Source organism: Paraburkholderia sp. BR10923 (assembly GCF_040948765.1).
GTDB lineage: Bacteria > Pseudomonadota > Gammaproteobacteria > Burkholderiales > Burkholderiaceae > Paraburkholderia > Paraburkholderia youngii.
Window position 1 is genome coordinate 46476 of sequence record NZ_JBFPKO010000008.1, and the last position, 12131, is coordinate 58606.

Annotated in this window: 10 protein-coding genes and 1 pseudogene; 7 read left to right on the forward strand and 4 right to left on the reverse strand. The window is 63.8% G+C overall.

Annotated features, from left to right (window positions below; translation table 11 throughout):
* Positions 1-169 precede the first annotated feature (169 nt).
* Together AB3X94_RS16635 and AB3X94_RS16640 are read right to left on the reverse strand one after the other, a co-directional pair.
* A pseudogene (locus AB3X94_RS16635) lies at positions 170-373 on the reverse strand (DUF1800 domain-containing protein); the annotation flags it as partial.
* 339 nt (positions 374-712) lie between these two features.
* Positions 713-1039, reverse strand: a complete 327-nt coding sequence (locus AB3X94_RS16640) for a hypothetical protein (protein ID WP_176108610.1) — start codon at positions 1037-1039, stop codon at positions 713-715.
* A 236-nt stretch (positions 1040-1275) separates the two neighbouring features.
* On the opposite strand from AB3X94_RS16640, the gene ompR reads away from it, so the two are divergent.
* The 3 genes from ompR to AB3X94_RS16655 all read left to right on the forward strand — a co-directional run bounded on the left by ompR (position 1276) and on the right by AB3X94_RS16655 (position 4121).
* Positions 1276-2001: a two-component system response regulator OmpR gene (gene ompR, locus AB3X94_RS16645; protein ID WP_033379433.1), complete on the forward strand. Its 726-nt coding sequence runs from the start codon at positions 1276-1278 to the stop codon at positions 1999-2001.
* Between the two features lie 145 nt (positions 2002-2146).
* Positions 2147-3496 carry an ATP-binding protein gene (locus AB3X94_RS16650; RefSeq protein WP_176108611.1) on the forward strand — a complete coding sequence of 450 codons (1350 nt, stop codon included), beginning with the start codon at positions 2147-2149 and terminating at the stop codon, positions 3494-3496.
* A gap of 76 nt (positions 3497-3572) precedes the next feature.
* Positions 3573-4121 carry a peroxiredoxin gene (locus AB3X94_RS16655; protein ID WP_176108612.1) on the forward strand — a complete coding sequence of 183 codons (549 nt, stop codon included), beginning with the start codon at positions 3573-3575 and terminating at the stop codon, positions 4119-4121.
* Positions 4122-4154: 33 nt separating this feature from the next.
* On the opposite strand, the gene ispF is transcribed toward AB3X94_RS16655, so the two are convergent.
* Positions 4155-4634 carry a 2-C-methyl-D-erythritol 2,4-cyclodiphosphate synthase gene (ispF, locus tag AB3X94_RS16660; protein ID WP_368612116.1) on the reverse strand — a complete coding sequence of 160 codons (480 nt, stop codon included), beginning with the start codon at positions 4632-4634 and terminating at the stop codon, positions 4155-4157.
* Between the two features lie 82 nt (positions 4635-4716).
* On the reverse strand, positions 4717-5430 hold the full coding sequence (gene ispD, locus AB3X94_RS16665) for a 2-C-methyl-D-erythritol 4-phosphate cytidylyltransferase (RefSeq protein WP_368612117.1): 714 nt from the start codon (positions 5428-5430) through the stop codon (positions 4717-4719).
* Between the two features lie 119 nt (positions 5431-5549).
* On the opposite strand from ispD, the gene mfd reads away from it, so the two are divergent.
* From mfd to mscL, 4 genes are all read left to right on the forward strand, one after another.
* Positions 5550-9029, forward strand: coding sequence for a transcription-repair coupling factor (mfd, locus tag AB3X94_RS16670; RefSeq protein WP_176108615.1), 3480 nt, complete (start codon positions 5550-5552; stop codon positions 9027-9029).
* Positions 9030-9178: 149 nt separating this feature from the next.
* A complete protein-coding gene (gene argE / locus AB3X94_RS16675; RefSeq protein ID WP_176108616.1) occupies positions 9179-10411 on the forward strand; it encodes an acetylornithine deacetylase in 1233 nt (410 codons plus the stop codon).
* Positions 10412-10500: 89 nt separating this feature from the next.
* On the forward strand, positions 10501-11535 hold the full coding sequence (locus tag AB3X94_RS16680) for a threonine/serine dehydratase (RefSeq protein WP_368612118.1): 1035 nt from the start codon (positions 10501-10503) through the stop codon (positions 11533-11535).
* A gap of 99 nt (positions 11536-11634) precedes the next feature.
* The gene (mscL, locus tag AB3X94_RS16685; RefSeq protein ID WP_176108618.1) at positions 11635-12081 is read left to right on the forward strand and encodes a large conductance mechanosensitive channel protein MscL; all 447 of its coding nucleotides are present in this window, start codon (positions 11635-11637) and stop codon (positions 12079-12081) included.
* Positions 12082-12131: the final 50 nt, after the last annotated feature.

Below are 12131 nucleotides of genomic sequence, written 5' to 3' on the forward strand. Positions count from 1 at the left end.
TCATGATGGCGCGTGCCGGGCCGCCCGTTGCCTCTGCGCGAGCCAGATCGCGATGTCAAAGCGTACGCCACCCCGGCCATTGCGCGCCATGACGCGCTGCAGCGGCGGGCGCACCTGATTCGAGGCAAGCGCTGGCCGCGCCATTCATGCGCGGCGCCGCTGCACTCCTGGTCGCGCGAAACAGCTGCTCGACGAACTGCTTGTGCGCGAGCAGCGTCGAGCTGTTGATCCGCGACGCCCCGCCCAGCCATCGCTTGGCGTTCGGCGGATAGAACAGGTTCGCCCGGAACGCGCGGATCGGCGCGACGAACCGCGAGGTATCGTCGTAGCCGACATCGAATGCGCGCAATGCGCCGATCACGAACTCGACTGGCGGCGAAGGCGTGTTCGCCCGGCGCGCACTCAGCTTGCACGTAATAGTTCGTAACGCTGTCCGAGCCGCATTTGTTGCTCGCGACGCTGGTCCGGTCTCCGTGTGATGCGCTCGGCACGCATTGGAATGGGCTCGAACACCCAGTCAGGAGACGCCGATATCGCTTCGCTGCGCGCGCTAACGCGCGACGCTCACCACACACGTTGAAAAGGTTCGCCAACGCTGATCCGTTGCGCGTGAAATCTCGAACGGATGCTAGCGACTCAACAGAGCAGCGGACCAGAAAGTGGAAGCTGAAGGTGCGACAGGATTGTTCACGCGACGATGCGCGCGCTGAGACTAACGCTTGTACAACTCGCGCACGGCATCTTCGATGTGCTGCCGCAGCAGCCGACGCTCTTCGGGCGTCATATGCCCGTCGCGCCGACGTTGATCGAGATCGGGGGGAACCGCGGTACGCAACATCACGTCAGAAGCAGGGTGATCGATGCTCGGATTGCGGTGGCTGGGTTTGCCATTGCCGGAGCGGGGCGCATGCTCGCTCGCCGCTCTATCCGCGGACGGCTGCGCATGGGCGAGCGTCGGGCCCAGTGTGCCTGCGAGCGTACCGGCAACCGCCAGTGCAATCACGCTCAGGCGCACATTTGGCCAAACCCCTCCCTTCATGTTGTTCCCTTCGTGGCGCGGCAACCGGCTACCTCAGATGCGTATACAAACCCCGGTAACAGCCGGGTACGAGAGTTTTGTCGAGTGAAGTATCCACCGAACAGCCGCATTCAGTAAAGGAGTCTAAACGCGCATACTTTACGTCGCGCCATACCGCGGGTAAATTTTGTAACTGACTGTAACCCCAGAAATGGTGTAACCGCGCACCACTTTCTAATCGCGCTAAGATGCCGACCATGGAAACCAAAAACCCTTCGAAAATCCTCGTCGTCGACGACGATCCACGCCTGCGCGATCTTCTGCGCCGCTATCTCGGTGAGCAGGGCTTCAACGTCTACGTCGCCGAAAATGCGCCGTCAATGAACAAGCTCTGGGTGCGCGAGCGCTTCGATCTGCTGGTGCTCGATCTGATGCTGCCCGGTGAGGACGGCCTGTCGATCTGCCGGCGTCTGCGCGGCAGCAACGACCGCACGCCGATCATCATGCTGACGGCCAAGGGCGAGGATGTCGATCGCATCGTCGGACTCGAGATGGGTGCCGACGACTACCTGCCCAAGCCGTTCAATCCGCGTGAACTGGTCGCGCGCATTCACGCGGTGCTGCGCCGTCAGTCGCCGTCCGAGTTGCCGGGCGCGCCGTCCGAGACCACCGAGGTGTTCGAGTTCGGTGAGTTCGCACTGAATCTCGCCACCCGCACGCTGACCAAGGCCGGCCAGGAAATTCCGCTTACCACCGGTGAATTCTCGGTGCTGAAGGTGTTCGCCCGTCATCCGCGTCAGCCGCTGTCGCGCGAAAAGCTGATGGAGCTCGCACGCGGCCGCGAATACGAAGTCTTCGACCGCAGCCTCGACGTGCAGATTTCGCGTCTGCGCAAGCTGATCGAGCCGGATCCGGGCAGCCCGCGCTTCATTCAGACCGTGTGGGGCCTCGGCTACGTGTTCATTCCCGACGGCGCAGCCTGAGTTTGTGCTCCGTTTTCATGTCGACCAGAGTAGGCGCTTTAGCTGTCGATCAGAGTTCGCGCTTCAGTGCGTCATCTGGTCTCATGCAAAGCACCTGCTTCGGTCCCATATAGTTTCTGTCTTTGACTCCAGATAAGAAGGGCCCATGCGGATCGACCGGCGCCTCCTGACGCTCGCGTTCGGCGGCCTTTTCTGGCGGACCTTTCTGCTGATCGCGCTGTTGATCGCAGTCAGTCTCGCCGCGTGGTTCCAGAGCTTTCGCGTGATCGAGCGGGAGCCGCGCGCGCAGCGCGTGGCTCTGCAACTCGTGGCGATCGTCAAACTCACGCGCACCGCACTCCTCTATTCCGATCCGGACCTGCGGCGCGCGCTGCTGCAGGATCTGGAGAGCAATGAAGGGGTGCGCGTGTATCCGCGCGAAGCCACCGACAAATACAAACTCCAGCCCGACGAATCACTGAATCGTCTGATCGAGCACGACATCCGCGGCCGTCTCGGCGACGACACGGTGATCGCGCAGAGCGTCAACGACATCAACGGCGTATGGATCAGCTTCAAGATCGACGACGACGATTACTGGGTCGCCCTCGATCGCGATCAGCTCGATAACGCGACCGGCCTGCAGTGGGCCGGCTGGGGCGTGTTCGCGCTTGCGCTGTCGCTGTTCGGCGCGGCGTTCATCACGAGTCTGGTGAACCGGCCTTTTGCGCGCCTCGCGATGGCCGCGCGTAGGGTCGGCTCCGGGCAATCGCCCGAGCCGCTGCCCGAGCGCGGCATGGGCGTCGCCGCCGAAACCAATCGAAGCTTCAACCAGATGGTGCGCGACCTCGAACAGCTCGAGGCCGATCGCGCGCTGATGCTCGCGGGCATCTCGCACGATCTGCGCACGCCGCTCGCGCGGCTGCGGCTCGAAACCGAAATGAGCCCGTCCGATCAGGCCACCAAGGACGCGATGGTCGACGACATCGAGCAGATGGACATGATCATCGGCCGCTTCCTCGACTACGCGCGTCCGGTGCAGCGCGTGCCGGAACCGGTCGACCTGTCGGTGATCGCGAGCGAGCTCGCCGCGCGCATGCAAAGCGAGGACAGCATGCGGCTGATCACGCGGCTCGCTCCGTCGGCGGTGATCGAGGCCGATGAAACCGACATGCGGCGCGTGGTCGGCAATCTGCTCGAGAACGCGCGCAAATATGGTCTCAGCGACGGTGACGGTGTGCCACGCGTGATTCTCGAAACGCGCGTGTCGCATTCGCGCGTCGAACTGTCGGTGGTCGACGAAGGCCCCGGCATTCCCGAAGACCAGCTCGCGCTCGTCACGCGGCCGTTCTATCGCGTAAATTCGGCGCGCACCCAGGCCAACGGCACGGGCCTCGGCATGGCGATCGTGCAGCGGCTCGTCGCGCGTTATCGCGGCGCGCTGCGTCTGCGCAACCGCTCGCCCGGACCTGGACTTGAAGTGACGATCGAGTTTCCGCTCGCGAAAAGCGCGTGAGCCGACGACGCGCGACACGGCGCGCCGTCGTGATTCGAAGCACGCCGCTTTATGTGACTTCCGAAGGAGCCTTTGCATGAAAACCGTTGGCGACAAACTCGAAGCGTTCACCGTCATTGCCGCGAAACCGGGTTTCAACCATCCCGAAGAGCACGGCGTCTCGGCGTTCGAATACATCACCGATCAGTCCTTTCCGGGCAAGTGGAAAATCATCTACTTCTATCCGAAGGATTTTTCGCTGATCTGCCCGACGGAAATCGTCGATTTCAGCAAGCTCGTCAAGGAGTTCGAGGACCGCGAGGCGGTGCTGCTCGGCGGCAGCGTCGACAATGAATATGTGAAGCTCGCGTGGCGCCGCGAGGACAAGGCGCTCGACAGGCTCAACCACTACTCGTTCGGCGACGTGAAAGGCGAGCTGATCGACCAGCTCGGCGTGCGCGACAAGGAAGCGGGCGTCGCGCTGCGCGCGACCTATATCGTCGATCCGGACAACACGATCCAGCACGTGTCGGTCAACAATCTATACGTGGGCCGTAACCCCCAGGAAGTGCTGCGCATCCTCGACGGCCTGCAAACGGACGAACTGTGTCCGAGTAATCGGACGATCGGCGGCGCGACGCTGTAAGCGGCACCGCCGGTCACGCAAACCAAAGCCCGCTCAGTTCCTGACCAGCAACACCGCGGCCTGCGCCTCGATGCCCTCGCCGCGGCCGAGATAACCGAGCTTCTCGTTCGTCTTCGCCTTGACGTTCACACGCTCGATCGGCAGGCCGAGGTCCGCCGCGATATTCGCGCGCATCCCTTCGATATGCGGCGCGAGCTTCGGCGCCTGCGCGATCACGCTGCTGTCGACGTTGCCGATCGCGAAGCCCGCCGCCTTCACGCGCGCCACGCATTCGCGCAGCAGCACGCGGCTGTCGGCGCCGGCGAACTTCGCGTCGGTATCGGAGAAGTGGCGGCCGATATCGCCCAGCGCGGCCGCGCCGAACAGCGCGTCGGTGATCGCGTGCAGCAGCACGTCCGCGTCCGAGTGACCGAGCAGCCCGCGCTCGTACGGAATCGTCACGCCGCCGATGATCAACGCGCGTCCCGGCACCAGCGCATGCACGTCGTAGCCTTGCCCAATTCTGAAATCCATATGCGTCACATCCTCAAGTGCTGAAGCGTTTAAAGCTTCTTTAAAGCCTTTCCAAATCTTTCTATTGAGCAAATACGAAGTATCACGAACCGGCGGCGCGGCTCAGAATCGCCTCGGCCAGATCGAAATCTTCCGGATACGTGACCTTGAAATTGCGCAGACTGCCTTGCACGAGCTTCGGCGCATGCCCCGACCATTCGATCGCGCTCGCCTCGTCGGTCAGATCGTGGCCGTCGGCCTGCGCACGCAGGATCGCCTCGCGCAGCATGCCGATGCGGAACATCTGCGGCGTCTGCGCCTGCCACAAGCCGTCGCGTGCCTCGGTACGGGCGATGCGGCCATCGGTCGACGTGCGATCGATACGCTTTAACGTATCGGCGACCGGCAGCGCCATGATGCCGCCGACCGCGTCGTCCTTGAGCGTTCCGATCAGCGTGCGGATCAGCGCCGGCGTGATGCCGGGCCGGGCTGCGTCGTGCACGAGCACCCAATCGTCGTCGTGGGCGCCGAACTCGGCGAGCGCGTGCAGACCGTTGAGCACCGACTCCTGGCGCGACGCGCCGCCCACGCGCCGCACCGCGAAACGCAGATTGCCGAAGCGGCGCGCGTCGAAGTGCTGGTCGTCGGGTGCGATGACGACCAGCGTCTGCGTGAATTCGCTGCACGCGTCGAACGCGGCGAGCGAGTAATGCAGCATGTCGCGGCCGGCGACAGTGCGGTATTGCTTGGGCATCGCGGCGCCGGAACGGCTGCCGGTGCCTGCGCACGGGATCAGGGCGAAGAGACGGGAAGTCACGAGTGCGGATGCCGCCAGGTCAAAGTAAAGGACGGATTTTATAATACGTCCTTCGCATTCACGCCCGTGGACGCGTAAACTTGGCCGTCGTGTGAGCCCCGAGCCGCTTTCTCTCCTTTATGCCAGACATCGCCGCAATCTCGCAGTCCTCCTCGCCTGTCGCGCTCGTCAAGGCCGGCCAGCGTTTCGCCTTCGACGGCACGCGCGGTTCGTCCGACGCGCTGCTGATCGCCCGCTACCACCTCAGCTATCGCGAGAAGATGCCGCTGCTGGCGGTGGTCTGCGAAAGCGCGGTCGACGCGCAGCGGCTGTCGCAGGAAATCGGCTTCTTCGCGCCCGACGCGCGCGTGCGCCTCTTGCCCGACTGGGAGACCCTGCCTTACGACACGTTTTCGCCGCATCAGGACCTCGTGTCCGAGCGTCTCGCGACGCTGCACGATCTCGGCGAAGGCCGCTGCGACATCCTGCTGGTGCCGGCCACGACGGCCTTGTACCGGATGCCGCCCGCGTCGTTCCTCGCCGCCTACACGTTCTCGTTCTCGCAGGGCGAACGGCTCGACGAAGCGAAGCTGAAGGCGCAGCTGACGCTCGCCGGCTACGAGCACGTGAGCCAGGTCGTGCGTCCCGGCGAATACTGCGTGCGCGGCTCGCTGCTCGATCTGTTCCCGATGGGCTCCCCGCTGCCCTACCGGATCGACCTGTTCGATGACCAGGTGGACTCGATCCGCGCATTCGACCCCGACACGCAGCGCAGCCTCTATCCGGTCAAGGACGTGCGCCTGCTGCCGGGCCGCGAATTCCCGTTCGACGAAGCCGCGCGCACCGCATTCCGCAGCCGCTGGCGTGAGACCTTCGAGGGCGATCCGAGCCGCGCATCGATCTATAAAGACATCGGCAACGGCGTGCCGTCGGCGGGCATCGAATACTATCTGCCGCTGTTCTTCGAGGAAACGGCCACCCTCTTCCATTACCTGCCCGACGGTTCCCAGCTCGCGTTCGTCGGCGATCTGGACGCGGCGATCCGGCGCTTCACGAACGACACGAAACAGCGCTTCAACTTCCTGTCGCACGACCGCGACCGGCCGATCCTCGAACCGCAGAAGCTGTTCCTGTCGGACGAAGATTTCTTCACGTTCGCGAAACCGTTCGCTCGGCTCGTGCTGCCCACCAACGGCGGCGGCGCCTGGTCGATCGCTCTGCCGAACCTCGCGATCGACCGTCACGCCGACGACCCCGTCTCGGCACTGCGCGCGTATCTGAGCACGACGCCGAACCGCGTGCTGTTCGCCGCCGAATCGGCGGGCCGTCGCGAGACGCTGCTGCAACTGCTCGCCGACAATCAGCTGAAGCCCGCCTCGGCCGACAGCTTCGCCGACTGGCTCAAGAGCGATGCGCCGTTCTCGCTCGGCGTCGCGCCGCTCGCGAACGGCTTCGCGATTCCGGGCGACGGCATCGCGATCATCACCGAAACCGAGCTGTACGGACCGCTCGCGCGCCGCGCGGGGCGCCGCCGCCAGGAACAGGCGAGCAACGTCGATTCGATGGTGCGCGATCTGTCCGAGCTGAAGGTCGGCGATCCGGTCGTCCATTCGCAGCACGGCATCGGCCGCTACATGGGTCTGGTCACGATGGACCTCGGCGAAGGCGAGACCGAGTTCCTGCACCTCGAATACGCGGGCGACAGCAAGCTCTACGTGCCGGTCGCGCAATTGCACGTGATCTCGCGCTACAGCGGCGCCGATCCGGAAAGCGCGCCGCTGCATTCGCTGGGTTCGGGCCAGTGGGAAAAGGCCAAGCGCAAGGCCGCGCAGCAGATCCGCGATACCGCCGCCGAACTGCTCAACCTGTACGCGCGCCGCGCCGCCCGCGAAGGCCACGCGTTCGCGCTCGAACCAAAGGACTATGTGAAGTTCGCCGAGAGCTTCGGTTTCGAGGAGACGCCGGACCAGGCCGCCGCGATCGCGGCCGTGATCGGGGACATGACGGGCGGCAAGCCGATGGACCGGCTCGTGTGCGGCGACGTCGGCTTCGGCAAGACCGAGGTCGCGTTGCGCGCGGCGTTCATCGCGGTGATGGGCGGCAAGCAGGTCGCGCTGCTGTCGCCCACCACGCTGCTCGCCGAACAGCACACGCAAACCTTCAGTGACCGCTTCTCCGACTGGCCGGTGCGCATCGCCGAGCTGTCGCGCTTCAAGTCGACCAAGGAAGTGAACGCGGCGATCCAGCAGATCAACGAAGGTTCGGTCGACATCGTGATCGGCACGCACAAGCTGCTGTCGTCGGATGTGCAGTTCAAGCGGCTCGGGCTCGTGATCATCGACGAGGAGCATCGCTTCGGCGTGCGTCAGAAGGAAGCGCTGAAGGCGCTGCGCGCTGAAGTCGACGTGCTTACGCTGACCGCGACGCCGATTCCGCGCACGCTCGGCATGGCGCTCGAAGGCCTGCGCGATTTCTCGGTGATCGCCACGGCGCCGCAAAAGCGCCTTGCGATCAAGACCTTCGTGCGGCGCGAGGAAGACAGCGTGATTCGCGAAGCGATGCTGCGCGAGTTGAAGCGCGGCGGCCAGGTCTACTTCCTGCACAACGAAGTCGAGACGATCGAGAACCGCCGGCAGATGCTCGAAGCACTCGTGCCCGAAGCGCGCATCGCGGTCGCGCATGGGCAGATGCACGAGCGCGAACTGGAACGCGTGATGCGCGACTTCGTCGCGCAACGCGCGAATGTGCTGCTGTGCACGACGATCATCGAAACCGGCATCGACGTGCCGAGCGCGAACACGATCCTGATCCATCGTTCCGACAAGTTCGGTCTCGCGCAATTGCATCAGTTGCGGGGCCGCGTCGGCCGCTCGCATCACCAGGCATATTCATATCTGCTCGTGCATGATCCGCAGGGGCTCACCAAGCAGGCGCAACGACGGCTCGAAGCGATCCAGCAGATGGAGGAACTCGGCTCGGGCTTCTATCTCGCGATGCACGACCTCGAGATTCGCGGCACCGGCGAGGTGCTCGGCGACAAGCAGTCGGGCGAGATTCACGAGATCGGCTTCCAGCTTTATACCGACATGCTCAATGACGCGGTGAAGGCGCTGAAGAACGGCAAGGAACCGGACCTCACCGCGCCGCTCGCGGCGACCACCGAGATCAACCTGCATTCGCCGGCGATCCTGCCGTCGGATTATTGCGGCGACGTGCAGGAACGTCTGTCGCTGTACAAGCGCCTCGCGAACTGCGAACACAGCGATTCGATCGACGGTATCCAGGAGGAGCTGATCGACCGCTTCGGCAAGCTGCCGCCGCAGGCGCATGCGCTGGTGGAGACGCATCGTCTGCGGCTCGCCGCCAAACCGCTCGGCATTTCGAAGATCGATGCCGGCGAAGCGGTGATCGGCCTGCAGTTCATCCCAAATCCGCCCGTCGACGCGATGCGGATCATCGAGATGGTGCAGAAGCACAAGCACATCAAGCTCGCGGGCCAGGACAAGCTGCGTATCGAAACGCGCAGCCCGGATCTCGCGGTGCGCGTCGCGACCGTCAAGGAGACCTTGCGCGCGCTCGGTTCGCCGAGCCGCGGCACCGCGCCGGCGCCCGCGCGCTGAGGGTCCTGAACTAGCAAAAAAAACGGGGGGACGTCCCCCGTTTTTTGCATCGATGCTGCGCTGCGCCAACGCGCGCCGGGCGTTTTGGCCACCTTACCAAAATGCAATATGGGATATGATCGATAGACACAAAATGATGGAGTCATGTCATGTCTCACGTCGCTGAAACAGCGCAATCGTCGCAGTCGCCCGCCTCCTCCGCTTCTCCCGCTTCTCCGGTATCTCTGCCCTGGGTCACCCGTCTCGTGTCGATGGACACGGTGAGCCGCAATCCGAATCTCGGCCTGATCGAAACCGTACGCGACGAACTGCGCGCGGTCGGTATCGACGCGACGCTGACGCACGGCAAGGGCGGCAAATGGGCGAACCTGTTCGCGACGATTCCCGCGCACGATGGCGAAACGAACGGCGGCGTCGTGCTGTCGGGCCATACGGACGTCGTGCCAGTGGATGGCCAGCAATGGGACAGCGATCCGTTCAAGCCCGAGATTCGCGGTGACAAGCTCTACGGCCGCGGCACCTGCGACATGAAGGGTTTCATCGGCGCGGCGCTCGCGCTCGTGCCCGAGATGCAGCGTACCAGGCTCGCGAAACCGATCCACTTCGCGCTGTCATTCGACGAGGAAGTTGGCTGCGTCGGCGCGCCGCTGATGATCGCCGATCTGATGAAGCGCGGCGTGAAGCCGGACGGCTGTATCGTCGGCGAGCCGACCAGCATGCGCCCGATCATCGCGCACAAGGGCATCAACGCGTATCACTGCTGCGTGCGAGGCCAGGCCGCGCATTCGTCGCTGACGCCGAAGGGCTTGAACGCGATCGAGTACGCGGCGCGCCTGATCTGCCACATCCGCGACATGGCCGACCAGTTCCGCGCGCAAGGCCCGTTCGACGAACTGTACGACGTGCCGTTCAGCACCGCGCAGACCAGCACGATCACGGGCGGCAACGCGATCAACACGGTGCCGGCCGAATGCCAGTTCCAGTTCGAATTCCGCAATCTGCCGACGCTCGATCCCGAGCAGATCTTCGCGCGCATCGACAGCTACGCGCGCGAAACGCTGCTGCCGAAAATGCTGCGCGAGCATCCGGCGGCCGCGATCGAGATCACGAAGATCGCCGCGGCGCCCGGACTGGATTCGTCTGAACAGGCCGCGATCACGCAACTCGTGCGCGCGCTGACGGCCGACCAGGACAAGCGTAAGGTCGCGTACGGCACCGAGGCAGGCCTCTTCTCGAACGCGGGGATTCCGAGCATCGTCTGCGGCCCCGGCGATATCCAGCAGGCGCACAAGGCGAACGAATTCGTCGAGCTCGAGCAGCTCGTCGCGTGCGAGCGCTTCCTGCGCAAGTTCATTCACAGCATGTCGGTCGAGGCCGCTTAGCCCGTCTCGTTGCAGCGGCGCGCAGCCGCGGTGAACCTGCGCGCCGCGCCACGGGTCTGAGCGACATCGACGACTCCGGAGCGACCGCCATGTCCAGCGCCATGCAGCAGCACACGGATCACACGATCGACGGCGAGCCGATCCCCACGCTCGACGACATCGCCGCGCAGCATTTCGCATTGACGCCGTGGGTCGCGCGCACGCCGGTGTTCGACCGGCTCGACTTCTCGTCGCTGCGCGGCACCGTCGTCAATTTCAAGTTCGAGCTCTTGCAGGCGGGTGGCAGCTTCAAGGCGCGCGGCGCCTTTACGAACCTGCTCGCGCTCGACGACGCGCAGAAGAGCGCGGGCGTGACCTGCGTGTCAGGCGGCAATCACGCGGTGGCGGTCGCCTATGCGGCGATGCGGCTCGGCGTCAGCGCGAAGGTCGTGCTGTTCAGCGCGGCGAATCCGGCGCGCGTCGCGTTGTGCCGTGCATACGGCGCCGACATCGTCTATGCGGAAGATCTCGCCGAAGCGTTCGAACTGGTGCGACGCATCGAGGCCGAGGAAGGCCGTTATTTCGTGCATCCGTTCAACGGTTATCGCACGGTGCTCGGCTCGGCGACGCTCGGCTACGAATGGGCGACGCAAACACCCGACCTCGAAGCGGTGATCGTGCCGATCGGCGGCGGCGGCCTCGCGGCCGGCGTCTCCACCGCGCTGCGCCTCGCGAATCCGAACATACACGTGTTCGGCGTCGAACCCGAAGGCTCCGATGTGATGAGCAAGAGTTTTGCCGCCAACCATACGGTCAGAATGGGCCATATGTACAGCATCGCCGATTCGCTGATGTCGCCGCATACCGAGCAATACAGCTACGAGTTGTGCCGCCGCCATATCGATCGGCTCGTGACAGTGTCCGACGATCAGTTGCGCGAAGCGATGCTGATCCTGTTCAATCAGCTGAAGCTCGCGGTGGAGCCGGCTTGCGCGGCCGCCACCGCAGCACTGCTCGGACCGTTGCGCGAACAGTTGCAGGGCAAACGTGTGGGCGTGCTGCTGTGCGGCGCGAACATCGACCCGGTCAGTTTTGCCGCGCATCTGGAGCGTGCGCGTCATAGCGAGTCACAGTTTCCTCATTAACGACACGCGGCGAATGCACTTGTTGCGTCGGGGCCAAAGCACTAGCCTATCCGCTTCAGGTTGGTATGATTCGGCTATTCATATCAGGGAGGTGTGTGTATGAGCATGATCCAGGAATTTAAAGAATTTGCCCTCAAAGGCAATGTGATGGATCTGGCGGTCGGTGTGATTATCGGCGGCGCATTTTCCACCATTGTCAATTCCGTGGTTAAAGACCTGATCATGCCGGTCGTCGGGCTCGCTACCGGCGGCTTCGATTTCTCCAATCTGTTCGTTCGCCTCGGCCATATTCCAGCGACTTACAAAGGCAACCCCGAATCGTATAAAGACCTGCAGACGGCCGGCGTGGCGGTATTCGGTTACGGCTCGTTCATTACCGCGACGATCAACTTCATCATTCTCGCGTTCATCATCTTTCTGATGGTCAAGTTCATCAACAAACTGCGCAAGGAGCCGCAAGCTGCTCCGGCGGAACCGCCGCCGACGCCGGAAGACGTGCTGCTGCTGCGCGAGATCCGCGATTCGCTGCAAAACCAGCAGCGTTAATTGTTAAATAAAGCCCGGTTTCAAATACCTGAGCCCGTGAAATGAAAAGG

What these genes read in the sequence shown, in the direction of transcription:
- AB3X94_RS16650 (WP_176108611.1), top strand. Translation starts at nt 2,147, where the DNA reads ATGCGGATCGACCGGCGCCTCCTGACGCTCGCGTTCGGCGGCCTTTTC.
- ompR (WP_033379433.1), top strand. Translation starts at nt 1,276, where the DNA reads ATGGAAACCAAAAACCCTTCGAAAATCCTCGTCGTCGACGACGATCCA.
- argE (WP_176108616.1), top strand. Translation starts at nt 9,179, where the DNA reads ATGTCTCACGTCGCTGAAACAGCGCAATCGTCGCAGTCGCCCGCCTCC.
- ispF (WP_368612116.1), bottom strand. Translation starts at nt 4,634, where the DNA reads ATGGATTTCAGAATTGGGCAAGGCTACGACGTGCATGCGCTGGTGCCG.
- AB3X94_RS16655 (WP_176108612.1), top strand. Translation starts at nt 3,573, where the DNA reads ATGAAAACCGTTGGCGACAAACTCGAAGCGTTCACCGTCATTGCCGCG.
- AB3X94_RS16640 (WP_176108610.1), bottom strand. Translation starts at nt 1,039, where the DNA reads ATGAAGGGAGGGGTTTGGCCAAATGTGCGCCTGAGCGTGATTGCACTG.
- AB3X94_RS16680 (WP_368612118.1), top strand. Translation starts at nt 10,501, where the DNA reads ATGTCCAGCGCCATGCAGCAGCACACGGATCACACGATCGACGGCGAG.
- mfd (WP_176108615.1), top strand. Translation starts at nt 5,550, where the DNA reads ATGCCAGACATCGCCGCAATCTCGCAGTCCTCCTCGCCTGTCGCGCTC.
- mscL (WP_176108618.1), top strand. Translation starts at nt 11,635, where the DNA reads ATGAGCATGATCCAGGAATTTAAAGAATTTGCCCTCAAAGGCAATGTG.